The sequence below is a fragment of the Achromobacter maghribensis genome, assembly GCF_057334215.1.
Genome location: NZ_JBHFII010000058.1, coordinates 96867 through 111067, shown reverse-complemented (window position 1 = coordinate 111067; position 14201 = coordinate 96867). Strand labels below are relative to the sequence as shown.

At 65.4% G+C, this 14201-nt stretch carries 15 protein-coding genes; 7 read left to right on the top strand and 8 right to left on the bottom strand.

Annotated elements, in window-relative coordinates:
- Positions 1-145: 145 nt before the first annotated feature.
- The 3 genes from ACE039_RS25315 to ACE039_RS25305 all read right to left on the bottom strand — a co-directional run bounded on the left by ACE039_RS25315 (position 146) and on the right by ACE039_RS25305 (position 2011).
- Positions 146-1144 (bottom strand): FecR family protein, encoded by a 999-nt coding sequence (locus ACE039_RS25315; protein ID WP_485811764.1) that lies wholly within the window; start codon positions 1142-1144, stop codon positions 146-148.
- Positions 1141-1644: an RNA polymerase sigma factor gene (locus tag ACE039_RS25310; RefSeq protein WP_105556250.1), complete on the bottom strand. Its 504-nt coding sequence runs from the start codon at positions 1642-1644 to the stop codon at positions 1141-1143. The genes ACE039_RS25315 and ACE039_RS25310 overlap by 4 nt, the downstream gene beginning before the upstream one ends.
- A gap of 124 nt (positions 1645-1768) precedes the next feature.
- Positions 1769-2011, bottom strand: a complete 243-nt coding sequence (locus ACE039_RS25305; protein WP_485823638.1) for a hypothetical protein — start codon at positions 2009-2011, stop codon at positions 1769-1771.
- A 259-nt stretch (positions 2012-2270) separates the two neighbouring features.
- Here ACE039_RS25305 and ACE039_RS25300 point away from each other — a divergent pair, with 259 nt between their 5' ends.
- A complete protein-coding gene (locus tag ACE039_RS25300) occupies positions 2271-4376 on the top strand; it encodes a PTS sugar transporter subunit IIC/EAL domain-containing protein (RefSeq protein WP_485823637.1) in 2106 nt (701 codons plus the stop codon).
- On the opposite strand, the gene ACE039_RS25295 is transcribed toward ACE039_RS25300, so the two are convergent.
- On the bottom strand, positions 4369-5250 hold the full coding sequence (locus ACE039_RS25295; RefSeq protein WP_485823720.1) for a prohibitin family protein: 882 nt from the start codon (positions 5248-5250) through the stop codon (positions 4369-4371). The genes ACE039_RS25300 and ACE039_RS25295 overlap by 8 nt on opposite strands.
- A gap of 297 nt (positions 5251-5547) precedes the next feature.
- Here ACE039_RS25295 and ACE039_RS25290 point away from each other — a divergent pair, with 297 nt between their 5' ends.
- A complete protein-coding gene (locus ACE039_RS25290) occupies positions 5548-6240 on the top strand; it encodes an aspartate/glutamate racemase family protein (RefSeq protein ID WP_485823636.1) in 693 nt (230 codons plus the stop codon).
- On the opposite strand, the gene ACE039_RS25285 is transcribed toward ACE039_RS25290, so the two are convergent.
- Positions 6216-6863 (bottom strand): DMP19 family protein, encoded by a 648-nt coding sequence (locus ACE039_RS25285; protein WP_485823635.1) that lies wholly within the window; start codon positions 6861-6863, stop codon positions 6216-6218. The two genes, ACE039_RS25290 and ACE039_RS25285, sit on opposite strands and share 25 nt — an antisense overlap.
- A 186-nt stretch (positions 6864-7049) precedes the next feature.
- Here ACE039_RS25285 and ACE039_RS25280 point away from each other — a divergent pair, with 186 nt between their 5' ends.
- Entirely contained in the window at positions 7050-8114 is a 1065-nt protein-coding gene (locus ACE039_RS25280) for a M4 family metallopeptidase (RefSeq protein WP_485823634.1), read from the top strand.
- Positions 8111-8440, top strand: a complete 330-nt coding sequence (locus ACE039_RS25275) for a protealysin inhibitor emfourin (RefSeq protein WP_485823633.1) — start codon at positions 8111-8113, stop codon at positions 8438-8440. The genes ACE039_RS25280 and ACE039_RS25275 overlap by 4 nt, the downstream gene beginning before the upstream one ends.
- A 15-nt stretch (positions 8441-8455) precedes the next feature.
- Here ACE039_RS25275 and ACE039_RS25270 read toward each other — a convergent pair whose 3' ends face one another.
- Positions 8456-9688, bottom strand: coding sequence for an MFS transporter (locus tag ACE039_RS25270; protein ID WP_485823632.1), 1233 nt, complete (start codon positions 9686-9688; stop codon positions 8456-8458).
- Positions 9689-9793: 105 nt separating this feature from the next.
- Between ACE039_RS25270 and ACE039_RS25265 the strand changes: the two genes are divergently transcribed.
- A complete protein-coding gene (locus ACE039_RS25265) occupies positions 9794-10591 on the top strand; it encodes an AraC family transcriptional regulator (RefSeq protein WP_485811765.1) in 798 nt (265 codons plus the stop codon).
- A 67-nt stretch (positions 10592-10658) separates the two neighbouring features.
- Here ACE039_RS25265 and tam read toward each other — a convergent pair whose 3' ends face one another.
- Both tam and ACE039_RS25255 read right to left on the bottom strand, forming a co-directional pair.
- A complete protein-coding gene (gene tam, locus ACE039_RS25260; RefSeq protein WP_485823631.1) occupies positions 10659-11438 on the bottom strand; it encodes a trans-aconitate 2-methyltransferase in 780 nt (259 codons plus the stop codon).
- 176 nt (positions 11439-11614) lie between these two features.
- Complete coding sequence (locus ACE039_RS25255; protein ID WP_485823630.1) at positions 11615-12601, bottom strand: TerC family protein; 987 nt, start codon at positions 12599-12601, stop codon at positions 11615-11617.
- Between the two features lie 105 nt (positions 12602-12706).
- Here ACE039_RS25255 and ACE039_RS25250 point away from each other — a divergent pair, with 105 nt between their 5' ends.
- Both ACE039_RS25250 and ACE039_RS25245 read left to right on the top strand, forming a co-directional pair.
- The gene (locus ACE039_RS25250) at positions 12707-13600 is read left to right on the top strand and encodes a LysR family transcriptional regulator (RefSeq protein WP_416028221.1); all 894 of its coding nucleotides are present in this window, start codon (positions 12707-12709) and stop codon (positions 13598-13600) included.
- Positions 13601-13681: 81 nt separating this feature from the next.
- A complete protein-coding gene (locus ACE039_RS25245) occupies positions 13682-14083 on the top strand; it encodes a hypothetical protein (RefSeq protein ID WP_105556234.1) in 402 nt (133 codons plus the stop codon).
- Positions 14084-14201: the final 118 nt, after the last annotated feature.

Sequence of the window (14201 nt, the reverse complement as noted above, 5' to 3'; positions counted from 1 at the left end):
CGAATATCTGCTGTTTCGGTTCGACGGAGGGGGTTGCGCGCCCGAAGCCGGGCGTGCGGCGCGTGCGCCTTCCTTCGTAGAACGCCTCAACCGCAGATAAACCTGAATCTCATTCCCATTTATTTTGTAACAGCGCCAGGCGCGCTCAATTCGCGTAGATGTCGATGGGGCCGCCCGGCCGCGGCGCCAGGCGCACCGGCGCCACCGCCGGCAAGGCGTCGACCAACGCTTCGGGTCGATCCAGGGTGAACGACGCCGACACCCGCAGGCGGCCCGCCTTGTCATCGGCCAGCCGCAGCGGCGTGGCCAGATAGCGATTCATGTCGCGCACCACCTCGGAAAGCGGCGTGTCCTTGAACACCACCCGCCCCTCCCGCCAAGCCGTCGCGGTCTGCACGTCGGCGGGCGCAGGCACGCCGATCGCGCCGCTGCCCGGCACCGTGATGCCGTGGCCGGCCCGCAACACGGCATGGCCCAGGTTCCACCAGTGGCCGCCCGATACCTGCACCGTGCCGGACGCCACCAGCACCGCCACCTGATCCGCATCGCGGCGCACATCAAATACCGTGCCCGTCACGCGCACCCGACCGCTGCCGGCGTCCACGATGAAGGGCCGCGCCGCGTCGGCGCTGACGGTGAAATTGATTTCTCCGCTTGCCAGGTCCACCTGCCGACGCCCCGCATACAGCTTCACCTGGGCGCGAGTGCCGCCGTTGACCTCCAGCACCGACCCATCCGGCAAGGTCAGTTGGCGGCGTTCCCCGCGTTCGGTACTGACCATCGTGGTGAACGACGGGGCTTCCACCGGCAAGCTCCACCAGATGCCCCACGCCACGGTCGCCAGCCCCGCACAGGCCAGGGCGACGCGCAACACGAACCGGCGCTCGCGGCGCGGTTGCGGGCGTGCCGGCACGGCGCCACCCAGCAGGCCGCGCACCTGATCCCGCGGCAAACCGGCGGCGGCAGTCCCCAATTGCTGCATGCGGTCAAATTCGCGCGCGGCATCGGGATGGGCGCGCCGCCAGCGGGCGAACTCGCGCCGGTCGCGTCGCGTCAATTCGCCCGAGTGCCAGCGCGCGAACCACCACGCAGCGGTGGCCGGCTCGCGCGGATCGTCGCGGTCGTTCGAAAAAGGCATGCTCATGGATTGTGTTCGCGCAGCCGGTCGCGCACATATTCAATGGCGCGCATGACATAGCGCTCGATCATATTCTTGGACAGGCCCATATGCGCCGCCACCTCGGCCTGCGTCCAGCCTTCGATGCGGTTCAACACGAAGGCCTCGCGGCACTTGGGGGGCAATTCTGCCAGGACTTTGGCCAGATCGTCTGCCAGCCTGGCGGCGCGCACGGGCGCGTCGGCGTCTTCCAGCACCTGTTGGTCGGCCTCGTCCAGGTCGTCCCACGGTATGTGTTCCGCGCGGTCCTGCCTGCGCCACCGGTCGATCAACCGGTGCCCCGCCGCCTGGAACAGATAGCCGCGCGCTTTCAGGGCTACGCTGGCATCCGCTTTCAACAGGCGCTCGATGGCGTCATGCGCCGCGTCCTCGGCGTCGTGGCGGTTGCCAGTGCGCCGGCTCCATACGCCCACCAGCTCGTCGTAGTAGGCGAGCCAGCCAGTGCGGGGCGAGGAAGGGCGGGACATGGACCAATCGGGCAGCGAATGACGGCAGGGCTGCGAGTTTTACAAATAATTCTCATTATCGCAACCGCACCGTCGCATACCCGCCACACATCAGATGACGTATCCGCCACCCTGCACCGCCCTGCTAGTAATCCATGGGGATATGATTTTGCGCCGCCCGGATCTCTTGTATATGGCGTTCGGCCTCTTCTTTTTCGGCGTCTGGCGGCAACGGCCGCCAATCCACCATGTTGCCGGGCGTCTTCACCGGCATCCAACCCAGCACGCTGTACAGCGTGATGGCCGTGCGCCCCGTGTCGAACCGGGTTTCGTAATAGCCCTGCCGATCCGGCGCCGTATCGCCGGACGTCCAATCCAACTGAGACATCCATGTCTCCTTATTGAAGCTTATTGGCTGGTGCGCCTACCCCGCGAAACGGGCCAGCAACCGCTTGATCGTATAGCGCTCCCTCAAGCCTGTACTGCCACCTTGCGCCCGCTTTGCAATTCTTGACAGAGGGGAATCCCTAGGATTTCACGGCATTTCGATTGCTAAACCGCGAAAACAGAGACTAGGATGTAGCAAAAGATTCTTACAAACACGGCAGCGGATTCATTCGCTGGCACGGATCCTGCGCAAAACCGCCATGCCGAAATCAACGCTGCCGCGTCACCCGAAGGACCGCCTGGCCGCGCTGGCCACCGCCGGCTCCTTGCGAGCCATCCGCGAAGGCCTGCTTTGGACCTTGCCGTGCCTGCTGGTCACCGCCCTGTTCCTCGTCGTGTCCGTGGCGGCCCGCCAACTGGGCCTGCCCGTCGCCCTCGTCGAGCTGCTGGCCGGCATCCATGACCGGCTTACCGGCATCATGCCGATTCTGGCCGGCGCATCCATCGGCTACATGCTGTCGTTCCGGCATCATGTCCCGCACTTGCCCACCGCGTTCCTGTGCCTGTCTTACGTGGTGATCGCCGAAGGCCTGATGGCGCCCTATCCGCTGGCGGCGTCCACGCTGGTGCTTTTCATTGCCATCATTTCGCCATTGCTGACCGTGCCTTTGATGGCGTGGCTGCATCGGCGCCGCTGGACCTGGCTGGCGCCGGACGGACTGCTCGGCGAAAACGTCCGTGACACCCTGAACATGGTCGTGCCCGGCCTGCTGACGGCGGGCCTGGTCGTGATGGTGCTGTCCGCCGTGCTCAGCATTCCCGGCGTCGCGCAATTCAACATTCCGTTGAATCTGGCCTCGCTGGAAAGCCCCTTCACATCGGGCGCGCTGACGGCCGGCCTGGACTCGCTGCTGTGGTTCTTCGGCATTCACGGATACCACGCGATGGCGCCCGTCATGAGCGTGATGGATCAAGCGACGCTGCTGAACGCCGTCAGCCACGCCGCCGGCTACGAAGGCATGTATGCCCTGAACAGCACCCTGCTTGGCGCCTTCGTCTTTATCGGGGGTTCAGGCGCGACGATGTCGCTGGTGGCCGCCATCCTGGTGTTTTCGCGCAGCGAACCCCTGCGGCTGCTGGCGCTGGCCAGCCTGCCCGTGGGCCTCCTGAACGTGAACGAAATCCTGCTGTTCGGGTTGCCCTTGATCCTGAACCCGCGGCTGCTTGTCCCGTTCATCCTGGCGCCGGTGGTCAACGTCGTCATCGCGCTGGGCGTGGTGCACCTGGGCTGGCTGCCGGCCGCCGCGACGGCGCTGCCCCTGACCTCGCCCGTCCTGTTCAACGCCTACATCGCCGCAGGCGACAGCCTGGCCGGCGTGGTGTTGCAGATCGTGCTGGTCGGCATCGGTGTCTGCCTGTATGCGCCGTTCATCCTGGCGCAGGAACGCAAGCGCCGCGACAGCGCGGCCGTCTACTTCAAATCGATGGACACGACGTTCCTCCGCCTGCAAGAGGAATCGTTGCTGTATGGGCAAGACCCCATCGTGAAAACCTACACCGACCGCGCGCGCCGGGTCACGGAAAACGCCCGCATCCGAGCGATCAGCCAATACGATTTCTATCTGCAATTCCAACCCCAGGTGTCGCTACGCAGCGGCCTGTGCACCGGCTGCGAAGCCCTGCTGCGCGCCACGGGCCCGCAAGGCACGCATCACGCGCCGGTGGAATTCCTGCGATGGCTGGCAGACGCCGACCTGATGCGCGAGGTGGACCTGTGGGTGGCCAAGCAGGCGGTGTTGCAATGTCGGGAATGGCGCAAGCGCGATTTCATCCTGCCGATGACCATCAACGTCACCCCTGGCACGCTGACGTCCGGCGTCTATCTGGAAAAGCTGATCAGAGTGCTGGCGCAGGCCGGCGGCCAGATCTCGGTGGAATTGACCGAGGACGCGCTGGTGGAAGACGCCCAGGCGTTGCATACCGCGTTCGATCGCCTGCATGCGATTGGCGCCCGGGTCTACATCGACGACTTCGGGACCGGCTATTCGGCCCTGAGCTACCTGCACCAGTTCCAGATCGATGCCGTCAAGATCGACCGCAGCTTCGTCATCGCGCAAGACTCCGACCGCGGCGCCCTGGTCATGAGCGGGCTGCTGCGCTTTTGCGAGGCCTTGAACCTGCAGATCATTGTGGAAGGAGTGGAAACGGACCAGCAACTGATGGCGCTGGCCTCCCCCGCCGAGATCATCGTGCAGGGGTGGTACTACAGCAAGGCGCTGTCAGGCGACAGCGTGGTGGACTTCACGCGCCGGCGGCAGGCGGGCTCGCCCCTGCCGGCGCATCCTCCGTCCCCGGCGCCTACTTGATGCCGATGAACGGCAAGGCGGCGCCCGGCACCTGCGTGGACGGCAGCACGCCGTCCCATTTTTCAACGGCGTTCAGGCTCACCAGGTTGGTGTTGGCGGCCAGCGCCTCGGCCTTGGCGCGGATCGATGCCGCCTCGGCGTCGCCGCGCATGCGGATGCCGTCGGCTTCGGCGGTGAACTGCTGACGGCGCGCGTCGGCTTCGGCCTTGGCCTTGACCACCTGGATCTCGGCGTTGATCATCGCCGTTTCCTTCTGCTGGCGCGTCGTCTCGATCTGCACCTGAGCCAGCATGCGCTGTTCGATGGAATGCTCATAGGCCTGCGAGAAACCCACTTCCTCGATCTGCACGCCCACCACCTGCACCGGAGCGCCTTCCATCGTCTTCAGCACCGCGTTGTTCACGTCCAGGCCCAGCTTTTGACGTTCCTGGATGGCGCGCACGGCGGTGTATTGGCCGAACACGTTCTTCACGGCGTCGGGCGTCTTGCGCTCCAGCACGCGCATTTGCAGATTGCCGATGGTGCCGTATTCGGAATACAGCTCGGCCACATGCTCGGGCGGCACGCGATACGTCACGGACACGCGCAGGTGGGCCGGCTGCTGGTCGTAGCTGTAGGCCTCCAGCTTCTCGAACACGAACGTGTGGTCGCGCACCGACACCGTCATCACGTTGTCGATAAACGGCGTCTTGAAGTCCAGGCCCGGTTCGGACACGCGCACCAGCTTGCCGTTGCGCAGCACGACGCCGCGTTCGCCCTGATCCACCTGGAACCACGAACCGAACGCCATGAACAGGATCAGCAGGAACAGGATCCCTGCGCCGATAGCGACCTTGATACTGCGCGGCTTGACCGCGCCGATCGTCTTGACCATCTGAATGTCTGTCGGCTTCACTTGGAATCCCTATCTGTTTTTGAACGTTTACGGTCCGAGAGCACGGCCGCGATGCCGCGGGCCAGCAAGTAGGCGACCACTGCCGCGCCAACCAAGATCAGGAAATACCTCATCGAGCGTCCCCCCCCGGGAAAGAAGGATCGGATTCTAGCCCGAGGCGGGGACGGATGGACCCTCGCGACAAGCATGAGTGTTGCCAGACTTTGCAGAACGTTGCTGAGCATGCCGCCTCTGCTACGCTTAACTGCTTATTCAGCTTGAAAAGAGACGCCTCCGATGCGCATCGCCTGCCTGCATACCGCCCACAGCAACATCGCCGTCTTCGACCACGCGGCGGCAAGCGTATTCGGCAACCCCGCACGCGCCACGTTGCAGCACCACGTGCGCCCTGACCTGCTGGAGGCCGCGGAACGAGCGGGTGGCATGACGGAGGGCATCGCCGACGCCACGCGCGCGGCGATGCTCGCGCTGACGGTCTCCGCGGATGCTCTGCTGCTGACCTGTTCCACGCTGGGGCCGGCGGCCGACTCGCTATCGGCAACGCATGCCGTTCCCGTGCTGCGCGTGGACCGCGCGCTGGCCCGGGACGCGTTGCGCAGCGGCGGATCCGTCGTGGTGCTGTGCGCGGTCGCGACCACCGTGGCACCCACCCGGCAGCTGTTTGAATCGGTGTCTGACGCGCTGCCCCAGCACCGGACGGCAACCGTGGAGGTGCGACTGGTTGCTGGCGCCTGGGACGACTTCAAAGCGGGGAACGTGGACGCGTATCTGCGCGCCATCGCAAACGCCGCGGAAACTGCCTACGCGCAAGGCGCGGACACCGTGGCGCTGGCACAGGCTTCCATGGCTGGCGCGGCCGCATTTACCCGGTCGGACAAGACGCCATTGAGCAGCCCGGCCGCCGGCCTGCGGGCGGTGTTGGCGGCGATGGAAATGTCGAACGCTCAGGGCGCGATCTTCACGCCGTAGTACTGCAACCCCAGCCGCGACAACACATCGGGGTAGTCCCAGAACGCATGGTCCAGCGACTCCATCTCTTCTTGCTCCGCATCGGTCATGGCGCCGTAGATATCGTTCAGCGCCACCACCTCGGGCAAGGCCTCGAAACGGTCGATCAACGCGCGCATGCGCGACAGCACGGCCAACATGTTTTTTGCGCCAACCTTGCGCAGGGCCTGCAAGGCCAACTGGCAGGTCGGGTCGCCCCAATTGCACAGGAACTGCATGAAGCCGCCGTTATTGATGTCGGCTTCCATGCGCCATAGCGCCACCAGTTCCTGGTTGGCAAGCGGCAGGCGGTCCAGCTTCCATTCGGCCGCGGCCAGCGCGGCCATCGCCTGTTCATAGCGTTGGTCCCAAAGCAGGTCCAGCACGTTGAGCATGCCTTGAGCCGAAGGCGCCAGCAGCGCGGGCCAGACCACCCCAAAGCCATCATCCACCGATTGCCATTGCTCGCGTTGCGCGGGCGTCGCTTTCTCCAGCCGGATGTAGCGCGTGATCGGCTCGGACAGCACGTGGCCATTGGCCAACGTCAACAACAGATGCGTATCGGTCAAGCCGATGGATTGAATGCGGTAGGGGGTCAATGACATGTCAAGAACAGCAGATTCAGAAGCGGGCAACCTTACCGGGCCGGCGCTTCCGTGTCGAGCCGCCATCGCGTAGGCAGCGCTCGCATCAGGCCGCACACTGTTACGTCCGCAGGGCAAGGCCATCTGCTACCGTAGTTGTGCTGCACCGCGCCACCACTGGCGCGGCAGCCACGACAGAGACCGACTATGCCACGTCCTTCCGAGTCCACTCCCCTGATTGGCGTGATCCCGCCCTATGTGCTGGACCGCCTGGCGCAACATGCCGATGCCCGCGTCAGCATGCCCGCCGTCAAAACGCTCATCATCGACCAGCAACAGCGCGGCTTGCGCGAAATGGCCGGGCAACCGCCACGCGCCACGCTGGCCCCGGGGCGTCACGCCACGCCCCCCGGCACCCCGCAACGCGCGGTGCATGACGCCGACAACACCACGACCCTGCCAGGCACGCTGGCGCGCGCCGAAGGCCGGCCAGCCAGCGGTGATCCCGCCGTGGATGAAGCCTACGCGCATCTGGGCGCCACCTACAAGCTGTTCTGGGACGTGTACAAGCGCCACTCCATCGACGGCCATGGCCTGCCGCTGGTCGGCACCGTGCACTACGGCGAAGACTACGAGAACGCGTTCTGGAACGGCGCGCAGATGGTGTTCGGCGACGGTGACGGCGAAGTCTTCAACCGCTTCACGATCGCGGTGGACATCATCGGCCACGAACTGACGCACGGCGTGATCGACACCGAGGCCGGCCTGCTCTACCAGGGCCAGCCCGGTGCGCTGAACGAATCGCTGTGCGACGTCTTCGGCGCGCTGGTCAAGCAGTACGCGCTGGGCCAGAGCGCCAGGCAGGCGGACTGGCTGGTGGGCGCCGGCCTGTTCACCGAGAGCGTCAACGCCCGCGCGCTGCGCTCCATGGCGGAACCCGGCAGCGCCTATGACGACCCGCTGTTGGGCAAAGACCCTCAGCCCGCGCACATGCGCGATTACGCCGATACGCCGCGCGACAACGGCGGCGTCCACATCAATTCCGGCATCCCCAGCCGCGCCTTCTTCCTGGCCGCCACCGCGCTGGACGGGCCGGCGTGGAAAGGCGCGGGGCAAGTCTGGTACGACACGCTGTGCGACAAGCGCCTGCGTCACGATGCCGACTTCAAGGCCTTCGCCGCGCTGACGCTGACGGTCGCCGCCGAACGCCAGGGCGCTGCCGTGCAACAAGCCATCGCAAAGGCGTGGGCCGCCGTGGGAGTCCTGTCATGATCGATCTGCCGCCACTGGACCTGGTGCTGCTGGTGCGGCTAAGCCGCGAAGGCGGCCTGGCGTACCTGCCCGCCCTGTCGCAGCCCCGCAGCATCAACTTGTCGACCTGCTCGCCCGGGGTACGCCAGGACGTGTCCGACGCGCTGCAACGCGCCGCGCCTAAAGCCGTGCCCGAATGCAGGCAAGCGGGCGGCGACCAGCGCTACTTTCACATTGAAATGGTAATGGACCGGGACGACCAGACGGCCGTCAGTTTCGACGTGCCGGAAGCGGATGCGCCCGACACGCTGGTCCGTCTTTGGAACGCCCACGCCGGCGCGGTGTAAGCGCCTCCCAGGCCGTTATTGCGCGGCCGTCGCGGTAGGTACCGCATGCTCGCGGAATCCGCCAATCTGCATCGCGCGACCGGCATACAGCCCAGTGATGGCCATCGCCACGCAGAGCGCGGCGCAGGCGCCCAGCGCCACGCTCCAGCTATTCAGCCTGTCGTGCAGCGCCCCCATCAGGGCCGGCCCGGTCGCCGCGAACAGATAGCCCACGCACTGCGCCATGCCGGACAGCGCCGCGGCCTGCTGCGCATGGCTCGCCCGCAAGCCCACGAACGCCAGCCCCAGGATGATGCCCCCGCCCGTGCCCAGGCCCAGCAGCACGATCCATAGCGTGGCCCAGGCCGGCACCGCGATCAGGCCGGCCAGGGCAACGAACGACGACGCCGCCGAGCAAAACGCCGCGCCGCGCTGATCCTTCAAGCGGCTTACCACCGGCGCCAGGAATAAGGCGGGCCCGGCCGACATCAGTTGCAGCAACCCATGCAGCGAGCCGGCACGCTCGGCCGAATAGCCAGCATCTTGCAAGATGGCGGGCAGCCAGCTCACGGCGACGTAGAACACGAAGGAATTGATGCCCAGGTAGAGCGTCACCTGCCAGGCCAGCGGCGAACGCCACAGGCGGCCGCCATGCGGCGCATGCGTCGTGGTCGACGCGGGCGCCGTGTGATGGGACAACTGCGGTAGCCAAAGCAACAGGCTGACGACGGGGAGCGCCAGCAGGCACAGTGTCGAAAAGCGCCAGCCGCCCGCCGACAGGCCGGCCAACGGGATGGCGATGGCCGAGGCCACGCCGGCGGCGACGCTCATGGTCAGCACATAGGCCGACGTCAGGCCCGCTACGCGCTGCGGAAAGTCACGCTTGACCAGGCTGGGCAGCAGCACATTGCCGATCGCGATGCCGGAACCGATGATGGCCGTGCCCGCATACAGCCCCCAGGCCGCGCCCTGCGTGCGCGCGACGATGCCGAACGCGATCAGCAGCAGCGCGCCGAACAACGCGCGTTCAAGCCCGAAACGGCGCGCCAGCCCCGCCGCGAACAGCGACACCACCGCGAACGCCAGCAGCGGCAACGTGATCAGCATGCCGGCCGCGGTCGACGACAGGCCCAACTGTTCGCGGATCATGCCGATCAGCGGCGCCACGCCGGTCACCGGCGCGCGCAAGGCCATCGCGATGCAAAGCATGCCCGCGATAAGCAATACCGGACGGGCGCCGGGACGAAAGGAAGCGGGAATTCGAGTCATGCCGCCAGCTTACGCACTCGCCGCTTTACCGAATTTCGAGACAATGACAAACTATCCCTAAATTCCGCCATTCCCGATCTACCCGTAGCCTTCCCTGCGCCGCCCATGCGCCCCTACTATCCGCCCCCGCCCTTCGACACCGATTCCCCGGCGCAACGGACGTTCGCGATGCCCGTGGACGCAGCAGATCAGGACAACGAATCGCCCACACATTGCCACCACATGGGGCAGTTGGTGCTGGCGCTGCGCGGCGGCGTGACTTGCTCGGTGGCGCAAGGCCTGTGGATGGTGCCGCCTCAGTGCGCCGTCTGGATTCCAGGCGGCGTGCCGCACAGCAATCGCGTCACGGCGAACGGGCGCGTCTGTTTTCTATTCGTTCCCGCCGATGTCCCCGGCTTGCCTGCCCAATGCTGCACGCTGGCGGTCACGCCGCTGGTGCGAGAATTGCTCGTGCATCTGGCCCACTTGCCGACCACGGAGGCCGCCACGCCCGCCAACCGCCAGTTGGCGGACGTGCTGGTCGAACAGTTGACGCACATGCCGACCGAACACCTGCACCTGCCGATTTCCCAGCACCCCCGCTTGCGCCAGATCGCCGACGCGCTGAACGCGGACCCGGCCGACCGCAGCACGGTCGCGCAATGGGGCAAGCGTGTCGCCATGAGCGAACGCACGCTGGCTCGCCTGGTGCAACAGGAAGTCGGCATGAGCTTCGGACGATGGCGCCAGCAACTGCACATCATCCTGGCCCTGCAACGCTTGTCGGCCGGCGTATCCGTGCAACGCACCGCCGAAGACCTGGGCTACGAATCGGTCAGCGCGTTCATCACGATGTTCAAGAAAACGCTGGGCAAGACGCCCGCCCGTTACTTCGCGGACAAATCAGACGCGACCGGCGGATAGTCCAGCTCGCCCGACTTCATCAGCCCGCTTGCGCGGGCTTCGCGCATCTCGGGCCTGCGCGCCGCCCTTATGCCTGTTTCGGCCCTGCCACGATGAACAGGCGCGGAAACGGCAGCAGCACGGTGCCGTCGGCAAGCGCCGGATAGGCCTCGGCGATCAGCGCCTGGTAACGCGCCAGGAACCCGGCCTGCTCGGCGGCGTCCAGCTTGTCCAGATACGGACGCAACGCCGTGCCCTTGAACCACTCCACCACTGCGGCGGCGCCCGCCAGCGGATGGTGATAAGTCGTGCGCCACACGTCCAGCACGCCGCAATGCGGCTTCAGCAGTTCGTAATACCAAGAGGCGCTGTGGCGCGGCGGGTGCTTGACACCACCCGTCTTGGCGGCCCACGGCGCTTCGCCGGCCACTTGTCGCGCCAGACGGTGCGCGGGCTCTTCCATGTTGTCGGGCGTCTGCACGGCCAGGATGCCGCTCGGGGCCAGCTTGCCGACCAGACGCGGGTACAGCGTGGCGTGGTCGGGCACCCATTGCAGCGCCGCGTTCGCCAGGATCACGTCGAATTGCTGCGGCGGATCCCAGGTGGCGATATCGGCCAGTTCGAAGTCCAGCGTGGGCAGGCGCTTGCGAGCGGCCTGGACCATGTCTTCCGAACTGTCCATGCCGATGACCTTCGCATCTGGATAGCGGCTGGCCAGCACCTCCGTGGAGTTACCGGGGCCGCACCCCAGATCCACCGCCAGCCCGACGGACGGGTTGGGCAACGCGGCCACCAGGTCGAGCACCGGCCGCGTGCGCTCGTTTTCGAAGGCGGAATACTGCTTGGCGGACCAACTGTTGTTGCTCATGACGGCTCCTTGCCGGACGACGGTATACGGTCGGACTCTACGCCTGGCGTATCCATATTACAAATATAGAAACAGAGACGAATTCATATCTGCTGAATATGAATAATGTAGAAAAAAACCCGCCGGGGCCAGCCGGCGGGTTCTCCACTGCGTCGATGCAATGCTTGCGTCTTCAATTACTGCGTCTTCAATTCAGCCGACCGGGTTTTCCACAGCGAGAACAGCACGCCGCCCAGGATCAGGCTGAAAGTCACGCCCAACGAAATCGCCGCCGGCACCTTGCCGATGAAACCGACCAGGAAGATCTTCGTGCCGATGAACACCAGGACCAGCGCCAACGCATACTTCAAGTAATGGAAGCGGTGGATCATCGCCGCCAGGGCAAAGTACAGCGCACGCAGGCCCAGGATGGCGAAGATGTTGCTGGTGTAGACAATGAACGGGTCCGTCGTGATGGCGAAGATTGCCGGCACCGAGTCCACCGCGAATACCAGGTCCACGAACTCGATCAGCACCAGGGCCAACAGCAGCGGCGTCGCGAAACGCACCTTTTTCGACGTGGCCGGATCCGTCTCGGTCACCATGAACGCGTTACCGCGCAGCCCCTCCGTCACACGCATGTGACGCTTCAGGAACTTCAGGATCGGATTGGTGGCGATGTCGGGCGTCTGGTCGGCGATCATCCACATCTTGATGCCGGTGAACACCAGGAACGCGCCAAACAGGTACAGCAGCCAGCCGAAGTTGCTGACCAGCGCGGCGCCCAGCCCGATCATGATGGCGCGCAGGACGATCACGCCCAGGATGCCCCAGAACAGCACGCGATGCTGGTATTGCCGCGGAATCGCGAAGAAGCTGAAAATCAGGGCGATCACGAAGACGTTGTCCATCGACAGCGACTTTTCGATCATGAAGCCGGTGTAGTAGGCCATGCCGCTGGCGGCACCCAACTGCCACCACACCAAGGCGCCGAACAACAGCGCCGCGCTGATGTAGCCCGCCGACAGCAACAGGCTTTCACGCACGCCGATCTCGCGGTCTTCCTTGTGCAGCACGCCCAGGTCGAAGACCAGCAAGCTGACGACGATACCGATGAATAGCAGCCAACTCCAGGTCGGTGTCCCTAGAAAATCGGCCATGAAGAAGGTGATCAGAGTGTCCATGAGTGCCCCGCTGTGTTCGAAGGTGCCCATGATCCCGATCTTGCCCAAACGGAGAAATCAGCTTGAAAGTGAGTTAAGGTTCGAAAAAACCGAAGTGAGCCAGACATGCTGAACTACCGTCATCTGTACTATTTCTGGATGGTCGCCAAGGAAGGCGGCTTTTCGCGCGCCGCCGAACGGCTGGATATGGCCATCCAGACCATCAGCGCCCAAGTGCGCGAACTGGAGAAAAACCTGGGCCACCAGTTGCTCAAACCGGCGGGCCGCGGCGTCACGCTGACCGACGCCGGCAAGGCCGCGTTCGCCCGGGCCGAAGAGATCTTCCAGATCGGCCACGTACTGCCCCAGGAAGTGCGCGCCGCCGCCACCAAGCCCGTCATCCGGCTGTCCGTGGGCTTGTCCGACGGCATCTCCAAGCTGGCCGCCCACGCCCTGCTTGGCCCTGTGCTGGACACCCCGGACCTGCGCCTGACCTGCCACGAGGGCGAAGTCGAAGAACTGCTGGGCGAATTGGCCCAGCATCACCTGGACCTGGTGCTGGCCGGCCAGGGCGCGCCCGCCAACCCCAACCTGCGGCTGACCAGCGACCGGCTCGTCTCCTCGCCCGTGGACTGGTACGGTCCCGCCCGGCTGGTGCGCAAGTCCGACACGCTGGACTTTCCCCGCTGCCTGGAGCGCCTGCCCGTGCTGCTGCCGACGGGGCACTCCGTGCTGCGCCAGACCCTGGACCGCTGGTTCAGCGAGCAGGGGGTGTTTCCCAACGTGGTGGGTGAATTCGAAGACAGCGCGTTGATGTCGGTGTTTGCTGCCCGCGGCTTGGGCGTATTCCCGCTCAGCCGGCTGGGCGGCGACGACATCGGGCTGCTGCGCGGCTTACGCCCCCTGGCCCGGTGCGACGATGTGCAGGAAGAGATCCATGCCATCCGCAACCGCCGCGGCCAGCACCACCCCCTGGTGCAAACGGTGCTGGCGCATGCCAAAACTTCGGTTTTTTCTTAATGTTTGTCACATCAGTGCTGGTTTTTCAGAAATAGAATCGGTTCTATCCTGTCGGTTCTTTGAAATCGGAGTACCACTGCAATGAAAAAATTCATCTGGCTCGCTTTTGCCGTGCTTGCCGCACTCTGGACCGGGCTGGTGGCGCTGACCTTGCAACTGACGGACTGGGTCCTGGCGACGATCGCCACGGCACAGGTGCCCGGGGCCGCGCTGGACACCTCGCAATGGGTGGCGCCCGCCTGGGCCGCCGGGTGGGTCGATCCCGCCTGGCTGCAGTCGCTGCAAGCCGGCCTGGTCTGGGCCGCCCAGGGCCTGAACCAGATCCTGCCCGTGGCCGGCAGCCTTGGCACGCTGATCTCCGTGCTGGGCTGGATTGTCTGGGGCTTCATCATCGCCTGCCTGCTGGTCGTGGCGCTGATCTTGAACTGGCTGGCGGGCAAGCGGCAGCAGGCTGCCGAGGCGCCCGGACGCCAAGTGGTGTAATAAGGCTGGCAACGCGCCACCCGGCACGCTGCCTCCCACCAGGAGCGTGCCGTGCTTACCCGATCTGTCCCTGCCCTGAGCTTGTCTTTGGCGGCCTTGCTATCCGCCGGCGCCCAGG